The organism is Anaerotignum sp., assembly GCF_017483025.1.
In the GTDB taxonomy this organism is placed as follows: Bacteria; Bacillota; Clostridia; order Lachnospirales; family Anaerotignaceae; genus Anaerotignum_A.
On sequence record NZ_JAFUMA010000086.1, the window covers coordinates 20,561 to 37,948 of the forward strand.

General features: G+C 47.7%; 15 protein-coding genes. 13 read left to right on the forward strand and 2 right to left on the reverse strand.

What is annotated here, in order from left to right:
* Window positions 1-6: 6 nt before the first annotated feature.
* From lgt to IJ369_RS07420, 3 genes are all read left to right on the forward strand, one after another.
* Window positions 7-861: a prolipoprotein diacylglyceryl transferase gene (lgt, locus tag IJ369_RS07410; RefSeq protein WP_290717704.1), complete on the forward strand. Its 855-nt coding sequence runs from the start codon at window positions 7-9 to the stop codon at window positions 859-861.
* A 138-nt stretch (window positions 862-999) separates the two neighbouring features.
* Window positions 1,000-2,907: an ABC-F family ATP-binding cassette domain-containing protein gene (locus IJ369_RS07415; RefSeq protein WP_290717706.1), complete on the forward strand. Its 1,908-nt coding sequence runs from the start codon at window positions 1,000-1,002 to the stop codon at window positions 2,905-2,907.
* 97 nt (window positions 2,908-3,004) lie between these two features.
* Window positions 3,005-4,249: a hemolysin family protein gene (locus tag IJ369_RS07420; RefSeq protein ID WP_330612973.1), complete on the forward strand. Its 1,245-nt coding sequence runs from the start codon at window positions 3,005-3,007 to the stop codon at window positions 4,247-4,249.
* An 84-nt stretch (window positions 4,250-4,333) separates the two neighbouring features.
* On the opposite strand, the gene IJ369_RS07425 is transcribed toward IJ369_RS07420, so the two are convergent.
* Window positions 4,334-5,371, reverse strand: a complete 1,038-nt coding sequence (locus IJ369_RS07425; RefSeq protein WP_290717708.1) for a TlpA family protein disulfide reductase — start codon at window positions 5,369-5,371, stop codon at window positions 4,334-4,336.
* Window positions 5,372-5,601: 230 nt separating this feature from the next.
* On the opposite strand from IJ369_RS07425, the gene IJ369_RS07430 reads away from it, so the two are divergent.
* The 3 genes from IJ369_RS07430 to IJ369_RS07440 all read left to right on the forward strand — a co-directional run bounded on the left by IJ369_RS07430 (window position 5,602) and on the right by IJ369_RS07440 (window position 9,554).
* Complete coding sequence (locus IJ369_RS07430; RefSeq protein WP_290717710.1) at window positions 5,602-6,285, forward strand: response regulator transcription factor; 684 nt, start codon at window positions 5,602-5,604, stop codon at window positions 6,283-6,285.
* Window positions 6,269-7,840, forward strand: a complete 1,572-nt coding sequence (locus tag IJ369_RS07435) for a sensor histidine kinase (protein WP_290717712.1) — start codon at window positions 6,269-6,271, stop codon at window positions 7,838-7,840. The genes IJ369_RS07430 and IJ369_RS07435 overlap by 17 nt, the downstream gene beginning before the upstream one ends.
* 178 nt (window positions 7,841-8,018) lie before the next feature.
* Complete coding sequence (locus IJ369_RS07440) at window positions 8,019-9,554, forward strand: hypothetical protein (protein WP_290717714.1); 1,536 nt, start codon at window positions 8,019-8,021, stop codon at window positions 9,552-9,554.
* Window positions 9,555-9,595: 41 nt separating this feature from the next.
* Here IJ369_RS07440 and IJ369_RS07445 read toward each other — a convergent pair whose 3' ends face one another.
* Complete coding sequence (locus IJ369_RS07445; protein ID WP_290717717.1) at window positions 9,596-10,456, reverse strand: PHP domain-containing protein; 861 nt, start codon at window positions 10,454-10,456, stop codon at window positions 9,596-9,598.
* A gap of 98 nt (window positions 10,457-10,554) precedes the next feature.
* Here IJ369_RS07445 and IJ369_RS07450 point away from each other — a divergent pair, with 98 nt between their 5' ends.
* From IJ369_RS07450 to rplS, 7 genes are all read left to right on the forward strand, one after another.
* Window positions 10,555-11,010 carry a TIGR04086 family membrane protein gene (locus tag IJ369_RS07450; RefSeq protein WP_290717719.1) on the forward strand — a complete coding sequence of 152 codons (456 nt, stop codon included), beginning with the start codon at window positions 10,555-10,557 and terminating at the stop codon, window positions 11,008-11,010.
* Window positions 11,011-11,170: 160 nt separating this feature from the next.
* The gene (gene secD, locus IJ369_RS07455; protein ID WP_290717721.1) at window positions 11,171-12,409 is read left to right on the forward strand and encodes a protein translocase subunit SecD; all 1,239 of its coding nucleotides are present in this window, start codon (window positions 11,171-11,173) and stop codon (window positions 12,407-12,409) included.
* Window positions 12,410-12,421: 12 nt separating this feature from the next.
* The gene (secF, locus tag IJ369_RS07460) at window positions 12,422-13,306 is read left to right on the forward strand and encodes a protein translocase subunit SecF (protein WP_290717723.1); all 885 of its coding nucleotides are present in this window, start codon (window positions 12,422-12,424) and stop codon (window positions 13,304-13,306) included.
* Window positions 13,307-13,388: 82 nt separating this feature from the next.
* Window positions 13,389-15,164: a single-stranded-DNA-specific exonuclease RecJ gene (gene recJ / locus IJ369_RS07465; protein WP_290717725.1), complete on the forward strand. Its 1,776-nt coding sequence runs from the start codon at window positions 13,389-13,391 to the stop codon at window positions 15,162-15,164.
* Between the two features lie 11 nt (window positions 15,165-15,175).
* Entirely contained in the window at window positions 15,176-15,688 is a 513-nt protein-coding gene (locus IJ369_RS07470) for an adenine phosphoribosyltransferase (protein WP_290717727.1), read from the forward strand.
* 54 nt (window positions 15,689-15,742) lie between these two features.
* Window positions 15,743-16,681: an AEC family transporter gene (locus tag IJ369_RS07475; RefSeq protein WP_290717729.1), complete on the forward strand. Its 939-nt coding sequence runs from the start codon at window positions 15,743-15,745 to the stop codon at window positions 16,679-16,681.
* 161 nt (window positions 16,682-16,842) lie between these two features.
* Window positions 16,843-17,187: a 50S ribosomal protein L19 gene (gene rplS, locus IJ369_RS07480; protein WP_290717731.1), complete on the forward strand. Its 345-nt coding sequence runs from the start codon at window positions 16,843-16,845 to the stop codon at window positions 17,185-17,187.
* Window positions 17,188-17,388: the final 201 nt, after the last annotated feature.

The window sequence follows — 17,388 nt, forward strand, 5'->3', positions numbered from 1 at the left end:
ATTTGTATGCCTGAAATATGGTTTCCCAATTTAGGAATTGAAATCGATCACCTGAGCCGCGTGGCTTTTACGGTGCTGGGTAAAAATGTATATTGGTATGGTATTTTCATCGGTCTGGCGGTCATCCTTGGGGTGGCTTTGGCGATGAAGGAAGCAAAGCGCACCGGGCAGAACCCTGATATGTATGTGGATTTTGTCATCTACGCGTTGATTTTTGCCATTATCGGCGCCAGATTGTATTATGTCATTTTCTCCTGGGATTATTACAGCGCTAACCCGGCGAAAATTTTTGCCCTGCGGGAAGGCGGCCTTGCTATCTATGGCGGCATCATCGGTGCGGTTTTGACGGCCATCGTTTATTGTAAAAAGAAAAAAGTCGATTTCTGGCTTCTGGCGGATACGGCTTCTCCCTGCATTGCCTTTGGGCAGATGCTGGGCAGATGGGGCAATTTCTTCAATAGAGAAGCCTTTGGCGGCTTTACAGGTGGTCTTTTTGCCATGCGTCTGCAGGTTGATCAGGTACGCGCGGGGGATATTTCCCAGCAGGTCATGGAGAACATTATGAATTTTGGCGGTGTGGATTATATTCAGGTGCATCCTACCTTCCTCTATGAATCCATGTGGAACCTGTGTCTGTTCCTGCTTCTGGTGCTTTACAGACCCAAAAAGAAATTCGGTGGTCAGATCTTAGGCTTGTATTTCCTGGGCTATGCCCTGGGCAGAGTCTGGATCGAAGGCCTGCGCACAGACCAGCTGATGATCGGCGGCTTTGCAGTTTCTCAGTTGCTTTCTGCATGCATCATCGTGGCTTCTGTCCTGTTCCTCATATGGAAAGGGAAAAAAGAAAAAACAGCGGAATAATGAAAATCGCCCTGCCTCTAGAGGAGTCCTTGCAGGACATCCTCGCAGTGCGGCTTAAGAAATAATAGAAAACGATGTTTTCTTAAGCCGCCACTACATTGGTGGGGCATCTTTACATATAGTTTGGAGTGGAAATAAATGGTTTTATTGACAGCGGAAAATATCAGAAAAAGCTACGGCACCCGCCTGATCTTCGACGATATTTCCTTCAGCATCCATGAAGGGGATAAGATCGGCGTCATCGGTGTCAACGGCACGGGTAAATCTACATTATTGAAAATCATTGCAGGGGTGGATCAGGCGGACAGCGGTACCATCATCACCATGAACGGCATGCGCATTGGCTATCTTTCCCAGAACCCTTTGTTTGTAGAGGGCACAACCGTCCTGCAGCAGGTGTTCCGCGGGGAAAACCCCCAGCTGGCACTGGTGCGGGACTATGAAGAAACCATGGCAGCCCTGGCGAAAACGCCTGAAGATGAAAAACTGGTAAAAAAAGCGGCAGAACTGGCGGAAAAAATGGACAAGGCGGAAGCGTGGTCTCTGGAAAGCGAAGCAAAGACTATCCTGACAAAACTGGGCATTTCCGATTTTGAACAGACCGTGGAGACCCTTTCCGGCGGGCAGAAAAAGCGTGTGGCCCTGGCGGCGGCACTAATCGCCCCTGTTGACCTCTTGATTCTGGACGAGCCTACCAACCATATTGATAACGACACTGTTGACTGGCTGGAAAAACACCTTGAAAAATACTCTAAGGCACTGCTGATGGTTACCCACGATAGATATTTCCTTGACCGTGTTGCCAACCGTACACTGGAATTGGAAAAAGGCAAGATTTATTCCTATCAGGCGAATTATTCCAAATTCCTGGAAATGAAGGCGGAGAGAGAAGAACTGATTGCCGCCGGGGAACGGAAACGCCAGAATTTCCTGCGTACAGAATTGGAATGGGTGCGCCGCGGTGCTCAGGCCAGAAGCACCAAGCAGAAGGCCAGACTGCAGCGTTTCGAAGAGATTTCTGCCATCCGTGCGCCGGAAGAAAAACAGAGCGTAGAACTTTCTTCCGTGGGCAGCAGACTGGGCAAAAAGACCATTGAACTGGAAAATGTAAGCAAAGCCTATGACGGCAAGACATATATCAGAGATTTCAGCTACATCATCCTGCGTGATGACCGTGTGGGTATCATTGGGGACAATGGCTGTGGCAAATCAACTTTGCTGAATATCATGACAGGCAAACTGCAGCCTGACAGCGGTTCTGTTGTCCACGGGGAAACAGTAAAAATCGGCGTATTCGCTCAGGAAAATGTGGACATGGACGAAAATCAGCGGGTCATCGATTATATCCGTGATGAAGCGGAAATTATCCGAACCACAGATGGACACATCACCGCATCCCAGATGCTGGATAGATTCCTCTTCCCTCCTTCCATGCAGAGAGGGCCGATCTCTATCCTTTCCGGCGGCGAAAGACGCAGACTGTACCTTTGCCGTGTGCTGATGGGGGCGCCCAATATCCTGTTCCTGGACGAACCTACCAATGACCTTGATATCGAAACACTGATGATTCTGGAAGATTATCTGGAACATTTCAATGGGGCAGTGGTGGCTGTTTCCCACGACAGATATTTCCTGGATAAAACAATGGGCAGAATCTTCGCTTTCCTTGGAAACGGCAATATCAAACAGTATGAAGGTGGTTATTCCGACTGTAAGGCAGCCCGTGAAAAAGAGATGCCCGCTTTTGAGGAAAAGGCTGTGAAGGTGAAAAAAGAAGAAGCACCCAAGGAAAGAGCCAATGCGCCCATCAAAAAAATGAGCTATAAAGACCAGAGGGAATACGATACCATTGGCGATGAAATTGCCGCTTTGGAAGAAAAGATCGCCAAGGCCGATGCGGATATGGTGGCTTGTGCCACAGATTTTACCCGCCTGCAGGAACTTTCCGAGGAAAAGGAAAAACTGGAAGCAAAGCTGGAAGAACGCATGGAACGCTGGATGGAGCTGAGCGAGCTGGCGGAAGAAATCGAACGGAATAAGGGCTGATTTTGGTGGCTATTGCAAAGTAACCATGTTTTTGGTAAAATATTTTGATGTATTTAAACACAAAAACATTTTATATTAGATTTGGAGAGTGATGACCGTGGACGGCAGTCCAGTGTTGATTGGTTTATTGATTTTTTTGGTATTTTGTTCAGCGTTCTTTTCTGCATCGGAAACAGCGCTGACATCCCTGAGCAAGATCCGCCTGCGTAACATGGTAGAGGAAAATGTAAAAAATGCAGACCTGATCATGGAATTGCTGGAGGACCCCGGCCGCCTGCTGAGTTCTATTCTGGTTGGGAACAATCTGGTGAACAATGGTGCCTCTGCGCTGACAACAGCCCTTGCCATTCAGGTTTTCAATGGGGATACCGGTGGCGGCGCAGGTATCGCCACCATTATCATTACGATTGTTATCCTGATTTTTGGGGAAATCACCCCTAAGACTGTTGCAGCCCAAAAAGCGGAAAAAGTCGCGCTGATCGTGGTGAAGCTGATCGCTTTCTGTGTATTTGTGTTCCGTCCCATCGTTGCGGTGCTGAATGTGGTGACCGGCGGTCTGATCAGATTGTTTGGCTGTAACCCTCACGAAAGGGCGCCTCTGATCACGGAAGCGGAATTGAAAACCATCGTGAATGTCAGCCATGAAGAAGGCGTTCTGGAGCTGGATGAGCGCACGATGATCAATAACGTATTCGATTTTGGCGATTCCAAGGCGAAGGATGTTATGACTCCCAGAACGGACATCATTGCGGTGCCCTTAGATGTTACCTATGAGGAATACGTACGTCTGGTGCAGGAGGAAGGCTTTTCCCGTATGCCCGTGTATGGCGAGGATCTGGATGATATCGTCGGCTTCCTCTACGTAAAGGATATTTTTTATCTGGATGCGGAGCATTTTTCCGTGGAAAAATATATGCGAGAGCCTCTCTTTACCTATGAAAGCAAGCCCCTGGATGAATTGCTGGCAGAATTGAATAGCAGCCGTCTGGCTGTTGCTATCGTTCTGGATGAATACGGCGGCACAGCGGGCATGATCACAACAGAGGATATCGTAGAAGAAATCGTCGGTGAAATCGAAGATGAATACGATGATGAAGAAGAAGAGATCGAAATCATCAAAGATAATGAGTTTGTGGTGGACGGCAGCACCCGTCTGGAAGATTTCAACGAAATGGTAGGCACAGAGCTGGAAAGCGAAGAAGTGGATACTATTGCGGGGTATATCCTTGTACTGCTGGGCAATTTTCCCAAACAGGGTCAGGAGATCGAAACAGAGGGCCTTCGGATCATTGTAGAGGAAATGGATAAAAACCGTATCGAAAAAGTACATGTTTATAAATGATAACAAAGAAGAGCCCGTTTGGGCTCTTTTTTTGCGCACAAAAAAACCTCAGACCTGATTGGGTCCAAGGTTTCTTTTTTGTAATCATTTTGCTGTGTCGAATTTTGCCAGCATGGTTTCTGTCGTTTCCATGTAGTAGGATGCATCCTGCATGCCTTCGATCTTCAGATCAGCAGGTTTGCCTGTGCTGTCTACGAAGATCGTAGTAGGCAGGCCATTCAGATTATCCATGATCCAGCTCGCCAGATTCTGGTCGGGCATGATGCCTGTGAAAGTAACACCGGCTTTATCGTAGGCTTCCGCAACGATTTCTTCCGCCTTCTCACCGGGAGTATCGATGACTACCTGTACAAAGTTTACATTAGGATATTTTTTCTGCAGATCTTTGTAGAAATCCTGCAGAGTATCCAGTTCATTGATGCCTTCTTCTTCACAGTAGCTTGCCCAGAAGTTCACAACGGTCATATCGTATTCATAGAAAACAGCTGTTGTGATGGGGTCACCTTCTAATGTGTTTGTGATGAAGTTCAGGTATTTGCCGTTTTCTTCTGCTGTTTTGGCTACGGCTTCCTCATCGGGCAGGGAAATTTCAATGCTTTCTCTCAGCTCGGGCAGATAGGATGCCAGTTCTTCAAAAGTATCTTTTGCGTCATCGGAGAAATGTTCGATGCCTGTCGCATAGTCTGTCATGTAATAGAAGTGGAAATCGCCTTCCACACCGATTTCTTCTACATTGTTGAACAGAGCCAGTTCGTTTTTCACAGCCTCTGCTTCCAGATTTTCTGTTTTTACTACCAGCATTTCAGCGATGGGCGTCATCAGCTCTTCCACAGGAATGGTGGATTCGGGATCGTTCAGTGGTTCCATGTTTTCATCAGGTGCGTAGTTATACTGAATCTTCGCATAGATCTCACCACTGACATTCACGAAGGAAATGGGGATCAGGTTGGTGTTTTCTGTTTCCACCCATGCATCGGGGATGGTGTAGGAAAGGCCGCATTCCGCCAGTTCAAATTCTGTCTGGATCTCCTGCTGGGGTTCTTCTACAACTTCTTCCTTTTTGCAGCCGGTTGCGCTGAAAAGCATTACCATTGCCAGAAGAAGGGCGAGTTTCTTTTTCATAGGGGGTACCTCCTGTATTCTGTTTTTTGTCCGCATAACATTATAACGAAAAAATTTTTTCTCTGCAACCGAAAGAGGGAAAGAATGGCAGAAAACTGCGGAAAAATTCGATTTTAATGACATTTTAATCTGTTTTGAAGCCGTCTTTAAGGCGGGAAAATCATACTGGAAGCAGACAAAATGGAGAAGAATTGGTATACTGTAAAAAAAGAATCAAAGGAAGTGAGTTTATGGAACGAAGAAAGATCCTTCTGGTGGAAGACGAGGTAAAACTGGCTCGTTTCGTAGAACTGGAATTGAAATATGAAGGCTATGATGTAACGGTCTGCCACGACGGCAGAGAAGGGATGAATCAGATCACCGATGGGGATTTTGATATGATCCTGCTGGATCTGATGCTGCCCGGTTTGACCGGCATTGAGATATGCCGCCGTGTGCGCAAATTTTCCCAGGTGCCTATCATCATGCTGACAGCTAAGGATGAAGTGATGGATAAGGTGGCAGGGCTGGACAGTGGCGCCGATGATTATCTGACGAAGCCCTTTGCCATTGAAGAACTGCTGGCCCGCATGCGTGTGGCTTTCAAGCATTGCGAAGGCACAACGATGAAAAAGACCATTCTGCAGGTGCAGGATCTGGAAATCGATACGGAAAAACGTATGGTGACCGTTGGTGGCAAGGTGGTCGATCTGACAAAGAAGGAATATGAACTCCTGACCTATCTGGTGCAGAATAAAAATATCGTTCTGACCAGAGAGCAGATTTTGAACGAAGTCTGGGGCTACAGTTATATTGGAGAAACCAACGTAGTGGATGTCTATATTCGCTATCTGCGCTCCAAGATAGACGAAGCCTTCGGTAAAAAATATATCCTGACCATCCGAGGAGTAGGTTATTATGTTAAAGAAGAATAAAGAAGGGCTGGTCGGCAGCATACAGCATATGGCCATTGCCAAGCGTATCACCCTGCTCTATGGCGGCATTTTCACTCTGTCTCTGCTGTTTATCAGCCTGTTTATGGCATTCAATATTTCCGGTTTGCAGCAGGCGGATATGCGCAGACAGCTGCAGGAGACCGTTGTAGATATCCAGACCTATCTGGAATCCGGGGAAGAGCTGAGCGATGCAGCCCTGACAGAACTGCTGGATGATAAATATGTAGAAGTCAGCGTTTTCAGCTATGCAGAAAACAAAGCATACAATAATTACGCCGGTGAAATGCCCCCCTTCATCTTCCGCCCGGAAATGATGAATCCCAGAGAGCAGAGCAAGGATGCCGTGGATTTTTCCAAGGAACCGCCTGTGTTGAAGGAAAATGATCTGTATCAGAAGGGGTATCAGATCAACGTGAGCCGTGAAAGCCAGGGCGGCGATATGGAATATATCCTGGAGAATGAGACAGATCAGCAGTTTATGCTGCTGACCAATCATTTCCATGCGAATCAGGGTATTTATCGTATCCAGGCCTTCAAAATGATGGGAAATGGCTGGTATATGATGCGGGATTTTCTGGTGAAAATGTTGTTGGTGGATGCCATTGGTATCTGCTGCGCTTTCCTGATCGGCAAATATATCAGCCGCAGGATGCTGAAGCCCGTGGAAGCCATCCGCACCGCGGCGGAGCGTATTTCCATCGAAGACCTGAGCCAGCGCATTTCCACGGAAGGCCCTGATGATGAAATGAAGGAGCTGACCATTACCTTCAATTCCATGATCGACCGACTGGATACGGCTTTCCAAAAACAGAATCAGTTTGTTTCTGATGCCTCCCATGAGCTGCGTACGCCAATCGCAGTCATCCAGGGCTACGCCAACCTCATCAATCGCTGGGGGAAAAGTGACCCTGATGTATTGCAGGAATCCATTGATTCCATCCTTTCGGAAACAGAGCATATGAGCACCATGATCAACCAGCTGCTCTTTCTGGCAAAGAGCGACCAGAACCGCCTGAAAGCACAAAAGACCCGCACATCTTTGAATGAGATTGCAGGGGATCTGGTGCGGGAGATGGAGCTGATCTATGAAGACAGAAAGATTACCTTTACGGAGGAAGGCACTGCGGAGATCTTAGCAGATCAGGATCTGATCAAGCAGCTTTTCTGGATACATGGGGAAAATGCCTTGAAATATTCCGGGGACGGCGGCGCGATCGAGGTAAAGGTATGGAAAGACCAGAAATACGGCTATGTTTCCGTCAGAGACCATGGCGTGGGCATTGCGGAGGAAGATCTGCCTAAGATATTCGACCGTTTCTACCGTGTGGATAAATCCAGAAATAAAGAAATTTCCGGCACAGGCCTGGGCCTTGCCATCGCCCGCTGGATCGTGGATTGCCATGAGGGAGATATCCTGGTGGAAAGCAAGGTGGGCGAGGGAACAGTATTTACAGATAAATTCCCTTTGTTTGAGCCAGAGAGCAAGGCAGATGCAAAGCGGATACAGAAAAAGGAAGAGAAAAATATCATTTAGAAAAGAGAGCCCTGCAGAGGGCTCTTTTTTATTATTTACGAAATTCTTAATTTTTCCCAGTCGTATTGTATGGAAAATAAAAATCATATATAATGTTTTTATTGGACGGAAATTTGTTTTTGCAAAGAAGCGTTCTGTAAAATGATATGCGAAAGAAGATGAAAAAGGGGGAAGCGGTATGAAAAAGAAACTGGCGGCATTGCTTTGCGGCGTGATGTGTGTAGGGGCATTCACAGGTTGCTCCAGTACAGAGTTGGCGTATCTGAAAATGAGCAAAGACCTGATGGATACCATGGAAACCTGCAAGGTAGAAGGCAAAATGCAGGCGGATATCGACTTTGATGCCCTGCAGGGATTTTTAGTTGATGTTGCAAAAGCAACAGATGCAGAGTATTATGATGAAATGTATGCAGAAGGTATGCCCTCCGGCAAGAAAACTGTCACCGTAGATTACGATATGAATATGGATATGGAGAAGCTGACCTACGATATGTCCTTTGACCTGGACTATGCAGGCAAAAACTATGATCTGGGCACCATGTACTACAGCATGACTGAGGGCATATATGTGACCACGGATACCATTTGGGGCGCATATCAGCTGGCAGGTGATTTCGCAGAGGGTTATGAAGACAGCTATATTTTCTCCGATGCCTTTGCGAAAGACCTGAAAGCCACATTGGCAGAGGATAAATATGTGGAACTGCTTTCTCCTGCATATCTGACTGGTGTGGATCTGAGCGAAGCGGTTCCTCAGAATGGCTATGGTGATCTGTATGATGCCGTATTTACTTTCTATGAAGACGTTCTGGATGGCTTCGAAACAGGCATGGTGACACGAACCGGCGGCGGGTACCGCATCGAAGCAGATGGCCAGGAAGTGGCACAGTTGCTGGTAGACCTGCTGGATTTCGTAGCAGATAACCCCGAACAGGTGATGGATGCTACAGAAGCTTATATGATGGCAGTGATGGACAGCGCCGTTTCTGCAACAGAGGAAGATAAAGCCATGATGCAGCAGGCCTTTACGGAAATGAGAGCTTCTCAGCAGGATTTTGTTGCTGCGGCGGAACAGATGAGCATCCTTCTGGCGGAAGCCGTTCAGGAAAAGAGCATTTCCATGGTTCTGGACAGCTTCAGCTATGACGCAAAGGTGACAAAGGCCGGCAATGGCTTTGATTCCACAGCATCCTATGATGTGACCCATAAGGGGAAACAGGTGATGAACCTGACAACAGATGCAACATTGGTAAAATCCGATGTATCTGTAACAGTTCCCCAGACTGGTGTGACAGTAGATGAACTGAAAGAGAAACTGGCTGTGCTGGAAAATGAAAAATATAACCCTGTGACCGGTGTTTCCGTTTCCTGGGGATGGTATGGAGAAAATGATTACGCAGATCTGTATACAATGAGAAGCGTTGCGGAAGGTGCTTTTTTCAACAACGATTATAACTGGGCAGACCTGATCGTAAAAGAAAACAGAGCATATCTGCCTCTGCGGGCGATTTGCGACGTTCTGGGCGAAGAGGTCGGCTGGGAAAATGCCACAAAGACCCCTTATGTGCTGCAGGGTGGTCAGCGCATCGATATGAAGGGATTGCTGCAGGATGGCAGAGCCTTCGTTGCGGTGAGAGATTTTGAAAAACTGGGCTATACTGTGGAATATAATGCTTTCGACGATGGCTTCAAGACAGTAGATATCCTGAAATAAATCAGAACAATAAAAAGAGGACGGCTTTTGCCGTCCTTTTCTTATTTTGTCCGTTTTTTCAATCCTTTCCAAAATTCATAGGGAATCGCCAGGTTGCTTTTTCCGCTGCCCAGATGGATATTGGGTTTGTTTTTTCCATGAAAATCGCTGCCGCCGGAAGGAAGCAGCTGCATTTTTTTCGCCAGAGCCGTGATGGCTTTCGTTTCCGCAGGGGAATAGGTGGAATATTGACATTCGATGCCATCCAGCCCATAGAGGATCAGTTCGGCGCAGAGCTCCTCCAGCTGTTCTAAATTTAACCCATATAAAGTAGGGTGGGCCAAAACAGCGGCCCCGCCTGCCTCTTTGATGGTGCGGATGCAAAGTTCAGGAGAAAGAAATTCTCGTTCCACATAGCCGGGCAGCCCCGTGGAGATATAGCGGGCGAAGGCATCTTCCTTCTTTTTCACATAGCCTTTTTGCAAAAGTACGTTGGCAAAATGGGCGCGGGTGATGATCTCCCCGCCGGCATTGGCTGCCACCTCGTCCAGGGTGATATGCAGACCGATGGAGGAAAGCTTTTCGCACATTTTATGATTGCGGATATCTCTGCTTTCCTTGATATCCTTCATCCGTTCTGCTAATAAGGGATGCTTCGGGTCGAAGCCCAAACCAACGATATGGATCTCGGGACGATGATGTTTTTCCCAAAGAGCGGCAAATTCGATGCCCGGGATGGTTTCGATGCCGCAGGCCTTCCCTGCCGCCTGGAATTCCGCCAGTCCGTCTATGGTATCATGGTCTGTCAGCGCCAGGGCGGAAAGACCAATCTTTTTCGCCAGTTCCACCAGCTCTGCGGGGGTGTATGTGCCGTCGGAGCAGGTGGTGTGGGTGTGTAAGTCGATGATGGGTGGATATTGCATGGATGTCACTCCTTTCTTCCTAATATAATATTATAGCATATTATTTGAAAAAGCCCCATAAGATAAAACCAAAACGGATATGTCTGGATGTGATTTTTTTGCGGAGAGAGAAAAAGAAGAGGGGAACAAAAGAAAAGAAAGAAAAGAAAAAAGTACATAGCCGTGCCCGAAAAGAAAGCGCAGCAGCCGGCAGCGGCACGGGGCTTTGTCTCCTGCGGGGCATGGGTATCGCCTTTGCCATCACCTGTATCATCTTCATCGGCTTCGGTATCCTGCTGACCTACACATCCCTTTCGGAAGAGAGCCTGCCCATGGTCTCCCTCATTTGCACAGCTATCTCTGCGACGGCTGCGGGCTATGACTGGGCGGCCTGCATGAAGAAAAAGGGGCTTCTTTGGGGTGCCCTGGCAGGGGTGGTCTATGCGGTGCTTCTCTATCTTATCACCAGCCTGGCATCAGACAGCTTTTCTATTGCCCTTTCCGGCCTTATGACGGTGATCGTAGCCATAGCGGCGGGGGCTATCGGCGGCATCCTTGGTGTGAATAAACGTTAAATAAATGTTAACGGAAAATAAACTTGAAAATCCTGCTTTTTGTGTTACAATGTTTTTCATAATGAATGAAATAAAAGGGGAATGGAGCCTTCCAGAAATTGGAAAGATTCATCCCTTTTTTGCGTAAAAAACAGTTGGGGCAAAGATTGGAGGAGAGAAAATGAAGGTAAGAGGCAGGATGATGCTTTTGCTTACGCTGGTCGTGGCGGTCGTACTCAGTATGCTTTCCTATAAAGGTATTGGGACGGAAAAGAAACTGAGCGTGCATCAGATCGAGCAGGGGCTGGATCTGAGCGGCGGTGTAGATATTGTCTATGAAGCAGATAAGGAAACCGTAACAGATGCAGAAATGAAGGCCGCTATCTCTCTTTTGCAGGGCAGACTGGATTGGAATGGCTGGACAGAAGCGGAGGTCGCAAAAGAAGGGGACAAGCGTATCCGTGTGCAGATCCCAGGGGTGGAAAATGCGGAAGAAGCTATTCAGCAGATCGGCCAGACGGCTCAGCTTTCCTTTGTGGATGAAGCCGGGAATATCCTGCTGACGGGGGATATGGTGAAGGATGCTTCCAAGCAGGTAGGCGCAGTGGATGTCAATAGTCCTTCTCAGCCTTACGTTGCGCTGGAATTCAATGAAGAAGGAAAAAAGCTTTTTGCAGAAGCTACAAAAAATAATATTGGCAAGGTGATTTATATCGTTATGGACGATGAGATCATCAGCGCACCTACAGTACAGACAGCGATTACCGATGGACAGGCTATGATCACCGGGCAGTTTGGCGGGGAAGAAGCGGAAGAGCTGGCTTCTCTGATCCGTGCAGGTTCTTTGCCCTTCGATCTGAACGTGGTCCAGATGAAAAATGTAGGCGCAAGACTGGGGGCAGATGCCCTTTCTACAGGCATCAAAGCCGGCATCGTTGGTATTGCGCTGGTACTGGCCTATATGTTGTTCAGTTATAAGCTGCTGGGCTTTGCGGCGGACTGGGCGTTGGTTATCTACGTAGGTTTGGAACTGGTGGCCCTGAGCCTCTTCCGTGTGACACTGACTCTGCCCGGTATTGCGGGTATCGTTCTTTCCGCAGGTATGGCGGTAGATGCCAATATCGTTATTTTCGAACGACTGAAGGAAGAACTGGTGATAGGGAAAACATTGCGCGTTGCCATTAAAAACGGCTTCAAACGGGCGACACCTGCCATTCTGGATGGGAATGTGACGACCCTGATTGCGGCGGCTGTGCTGTTTTTCCTGGGCAGTGGTACAGTAAAAGGCTTTGCCACTACATTGATGATCGGTATCATCATTTCCATGTTTACGGCACTGGTCATTACCCATGTGATCGTAAAAGGGATGATGCTGGCAGGCATTCACAATCCGAAATATTATGGTTTGAGATTGAAATAAGGGGGTGGGGAAATGAAAGTGATCGAAAACAGAAAGAAATTTTTTATCCTTTCCCTGCTTATCATCTGCATCGGCTTTGGTTTTATGTTTGCCAATGCTAAGGCGGGCAGAGGGGCTCTTAATTGGGATGTGGAGTTTACCGGCGGTACTTCTATGGAAATCGATATGGGCGGCGAATATGATCTGGCGGAATTGGAAGAGATCATCATCGAAGCAACAGACCAGCAAAGTCCCCAGATCCAGCAGATCATCGGCACAAATGCAGTGGAGATCAAGTTGCAGTCCATCGACAGCCCTACCAGAGTGGCTTTGCTGAATGGCATCTGGAAGATTTATCCCTCTGCAGAGGTGACAGAGGCCAATGATATCAGCGGCACAGTCAGCGGTGAAATGCAGCAGGCGGCTATCAAGGCCACTCTGATTGCCGCAGTTGCTATGCTGATTTATATTTCCATCCGCTTCAAAGATTTTCGCGCAGGCGGCAGCGCGATCCTTGCGCTGATCCATGATGTGCTTGTGGTTCTGGCGGCCTATGCCATCTTCCGTATTCCGGTCAATAACGCTTTTATTGCTGTAGTGCTGACGATCCTGGGGTATTCCGTCAATTCCACTATCGTTATTTTTGACCGTATCCGTGAAAATAAAGATAACTTCAAACCAAACCAGATGGCAGAACGTATTGATAAAAGCATCGGCCAGACATTGGCCCGCTCCATCAACACATCCCTGACTACATTATTTACCATCGGCGCGATTTATTTCCTTGGGGTGCCTTCTATTAAGGAATTTGCACTGCCCATGATGGTAGGTATCATCGCAGGGGCCTATTCTTCTATTTGTATTTCCGGTTCTATCTGGTACACTTTATTGCCAAAGGCGGAAAAGACAACAAAATAAAATCATCCAACGACATTGGGTTTTCCAATGTCGTTTTTTATGTTATAGTAAAACAATATGAAAAAAGAAAGGAGGAAATCGAATGAAACGCTGGCTTTTGAAGCGAACAAAAGTAAATACAGCAGAAATGGCGAAGGAGCTGGGCATCCGTCAGGCAACGGCGACGGTCCTTGCCAACAGGGAATTGTATTCCCGCAAGGAAGCACGGGATTTCCTCTATGGCGGGGAGGGAACTTTTGGTGACCCTGCTCTGATGAAAGATATGGAAAAAGGTATTTTTCTCATTGCTGATGCGATACAGAAGGGAAAGAAAATCGCCGTTTACGGGGATTATGATGTGGATGGCGTCATGAGTACCTCCATCCTCTATCAGACCATCACCCGATGCGGTGGTAAGGCTGTTTTTTATGTGCCCCATCGCCAGAAGGAAGGCTATGGGCTGAGTCTACAGGCGGTGGAAAGCCTTTCTGCGGAAGGGGTGGATGTGCTGTTTACCTGCGATAACGGCATTGCCGCTATTCAGGAGATCGCTTTGGCGAAGGAAAAAAGGATGACTGTTGTGGTTCTCGACCACCACGAGCCCGGCTTCAAGGGAGAAGGAGAGGAACGCAGAGACATCCTGCCTAAGGCCGATGCTATCATCGACCCCAAGCAGAGAGACTGCGGCTACCCCTTCAAGCATATGTGTGCCGGGGGCCTTTCCTATAAATTTGCAAGACTGCTGTTGCAGGAGTTCTGCATCAAAGATGAAAAACTGGAAAAACAGCTGGTTTCCTTTGCAGCCATTGCCACCGTCTGCGATATCGTAGATTTGCTGGGCGAAAACCGTGCCATCGTGCGGGCTGGCCTGCCAGAGATACAGAAAACAGAAAATATTGGTATGCGCGTCCTCATCCAGGAAGCGGGCCTTTCCGATAAAGTCATTTCCGATTATCATATCGGTTTCATCATTGGCCCCTGCATCAACGCCACAGGCCGTCTGGAAAGCGGCAGACAGGCGGTGGAGCTCTTCTGTGCCGAGGATGAAAAAGGGGCAAGGGAACGGGCGAAGAATCTCGTCAAGTTAAACGAAGAACGCAAACAGCTGACGGAAGAAGCCGCCGAACGGGCGGCCATCGCTGTAGAAGAAACAGACGCCCTGAAGGATAAGGTACTGGTGCTGTATGACCCTGAAATTCATGAAAGCATCGCCGGTATTGTAGCAGGGCGCATCAAGGATAGATATTACCACCCGACCATCCTCATCACAGGCAGCGAAGATGGGGCGAAAGGCTCCGGCAGAAGCATCGAAGGGTATCATCTTTTTGAGGCTCTCTTTGCCAACAGAGACCTGTTCACCCGCTTTGGCGGACACGCCATGGCGGCGGGGTTGTCTTTGCCTGTAGAAAATATCGATATTTTAAGAAAACGGCTGAATGAAGCATGTCCCTTGACCGATGCACAGATGATCCCTGTTTTGCGCATTGAAAAATCTCTTTCCTTTGCGGAAATCGACTTGGGTCTGGCCAAGGAATTGAAGGCGCTGGCGCCTTTTGGCAAGGGGAATCCTTCTCCCTTGTTCGGTTCCAAGGGCATCCATGTGGACAGGCTGGATTTAATCGGAAAAAATAAGGATATCCTGCGGCTGACCCTTTCGGAACCCCAAAGCGGCACCCGCCTTTCCGCTATTTCCTTTGACGGCTATGAGCAACTGCAGGAAATGCTGAAAGAATTGTATCCTGTCGAAGAATGTGATAAAATAATAAGAAGTGGGCAGCTGCCGAAACTGGTGGATATCGTCTATAGCGTGGATATCAACAGCTATAATGGCAGGAGCAATGTGCAATTGATGATCAAGGATTTCCGATTTGCAAATTAAGGAGGATACATATGGATTTAAAAGATAAAATCAGATCGATTGAAAACTACCCTCAGGAAGGTGTTATTTTCCGCGATATCACAACACTGCTGAAGGATGCAGAAGGCATGAAGGCAGCCATTGATGAAATGACAGCAAAACTGAAAGATGTGGATTTTGACGTGGTTCTGGGCCCCGAATCCAGAGGCTTCATTTTCGGTATGCCCGTTGCTTATAATATGGGCAAAGGCTTCGTTCCTGTGCGTAAAGCCGGCAAACTGCCTGCGGAAGTGGTAAGCAAGGAATATGCCCTGGAATACGGCACAGCAACCATCGAAATGCACAAGGATGCCATCCAGCCCGGCCAGAAAGTAGTCATCGTGGATGACCTGATGGCAACAGGCGGCACAGCGAAGGCCATCATCGAAATGGTCGAAGAGATCGGCGCGGAAGTGGCTGCTCTGGTATTTTTGATCGAACTGGATTTCCTGGAAGGCAGAAAGGTTCTGCCCGGCTACAGAATCGAATCCGTTATCCATTACTAATGAAAAAATAGAGGGGGTCTTTGCCCCCCTTCTTTTATGAAAAAGAGGTATATTATGTACGGACAGTTTTTTATGCTCTTCGGGCTCATTCTGGTAGGGTATTACTGTAATAAGAAAAATTATCTGACTCTGGAAACCAATAAAAACATGGGAAATATGGTCATGCATGTGACCATCCCTGCTATGCTCATCACCACCATCTCCGGCATCGAGATCACCGATCAGGTGCTCAAGGGCTTCTTTGCCTCTGCGGCAGGGCAGGCGGGGATGATGATCGGGTTCGGTTTTCTGATGCGCTTTTATGGCAGATGGCGGAAACTGGACGGTCGTTTGCTTCCCATGCTGGACTTGACCACAGGCTCTTTGAATACAGGCTTCATCGGCCTGCCTGTTACTATGATCTTCTTTGGCGAAGCAGGCATCATCTATATGTCTGCGGGGGTTTTGGCGCTGAATCTGTATCTTTGGACCTATGGCGTGTATATCATTTCTGATAAAAAAGAATCAAACCCCGTGGCTGTGGGCAAGACCTTCCTGAAGGGTGCCATCAATCCAAATTGCATTTCCATCCTGCTTGGGCTTGCGCTGACCATGACCCGCGCCATTGAATGGGTGCCTGAAATGGTGGTAGGCTTCCTGACGAAGGTGGGCGATCTGTCGACGCCTTTGTCTCTGATTTACATTGGTGCTCTGGCAGGGGGCAGTGGCATCAGTCATTTGTTCAAGGAAAAGCTGGCGCTGGAGATCAGCTTGGTGAAGATGATTTTGATGCCTGCACTGGCGATCCTCACGATGTATTTCATCCCTGCGGATGGGCTGACGAAGTCTGTGTTCCTGCTTTCCATCTGTATGCCATCGGCGGTAGTTGTGCCTATGATGGTGGGGAAATATGGCTATGGGGAAAAATTATCCTCCGATATTGTCCTTTGGACCACATTTATTTCCATGCTGACCATCCCTCTCAGTGTTACACTGGCAAATTTCCTCTACTGAAAAACAGATGCAAAGTCTGAAAAAACCTTGAAATTTCGCGAAAAAAGTGCTTGCAATACACCTGGATGCGTGGTATAATCTTTCATGTTGATTACGGACGGTCCAATGCCGCATCAAGGGGATGAGGCAAGAACGTCTAAGGTGTATAAGGAGGAAATACAATGGATATCATCAGAGAACTGGAAAAAGAACAGCTGAAAAGCGAAGTAACTCCTTTTAACGTTGGCGACACAGTACGTGTATATGCTAAAGTAGTAGAAGGTACAAGAGAAAGACTGCAGATGTTCGAAGGCGTTGTTATCAAAAGACAGGGCGGCGGCATCAGAGAAACTTTCACAGTAAGACGTATCGCTTCCGGCGTTGGCGTTGAAAGAACATGGCCTGTGCACTCTCCCAGAATCGACCGTATCGAAGTTGTTAGACGCGGTATCGTAAGACGTGCGAAACTGTTCTACCTGAGAGACAAAGTTGGTAAAGCAGCTAAGGTTAAAGAAGTACTGAGATAATTTGTACTGGAACGAGAAAAAGCAGTCTCGATGAACAAGTTTCATCGAGACTTTTTTCGTGAGGGGCAGAAATGCTTCTGCCTTTGACGAAAGAAGTCGTTTGCAAAAAGGAGGTCTTTCAAATGGAAAATGAAGAACTGAAACAGGAAGAACAACTGGAAACAGCGGAACAGACAAATAGCAAAAAAAAGGAAAAGAAGG

Coding starts and splice junctions, on each gene's coding strand:
- IJ369_RS07435 (WP_290717712.1), top strand. CDS start 6,269: ATGTTAAAGAAGAATAAAGAAGGGCTGGTCGGCAGCATACAGCATATG.
- rplS (WP_290717731.1), top strand. CDS start 16,843: ATGGATATCATCAGAGAACTGGAAAAAGAACAGCTGAAAAGCGAAGTA.
- recJ (WP_290717725.1), top strand. CDS start 13,389: ATGAAACGCTGGCTTTTGAAGCGAACAAAAGTAAATACAGCAGAAATG.
- IJ369_RS07415 (WP_290717706.1), top strand. CDS start 1,000: ATGGTTTTATTGACAGCGGAAAATATCAGAAAAAGCTACGGCACCCGC.
- IJ369_RS07475 (WP_290717729.1), top strand. CDS start 15,743: ATGTACGGACAGTTTTTTATGCTCTTCGGGCTCATTCTGGTAGGGTAT.
- IJ369_RS07445 (WP_290717717.1), bottom strand. CDS start 10,456: ATGCAATATCCACCCATCATCGACTTACACACCCACACCACCTGCTCC.
- IJ369_RS07430 (WP_290717710.1), top strand. CDS start 5,602: ATGGAACGAAGAAAGATCCTTCTGGTGGAAGACGAGGTAAAACTGGCT.
- secD (WP_290717721.1), top strand. CDS start 11,171: ATGAAGGTAAGAGGCAGGATGATGCTTTTGCTTACGCTGGTCGTGGCG.
- IJ369_RS07470 (WP_290717727.1), top strand. CDS start 15,176: ATGGATTTAAAAGATAAAATCAGATCGATTGAAAACTACCCTCAGGAA.
- IJ369_RS07440 (WP_290717714.1), top strand. CDS start 8,019: ATGAAAAAGAAACTGGCGGCATTGCTTTGCGGCGTGATGTGTGTAGGG.
- secF (WP_290717723.1), top strand. CDS start 12,422: ATGAAAGTGATCGAAAACAGAAAGAAATTTTTTATCCTTTCCCTGCTT.
- lgt (WP_290717704.1), top strand. CDS start 7: ATGCCTGAAATATGGTTTCCCAATTTAGGAATTGAAATCGATCACCTG.
- IJ369_RS07425 (WP_290717708.1), bottom strand. CDS start 5,371: ATGAAAAAGAAACTCGCCCTTCTTCTGGCAATGGTAATGCTTTTCAGC.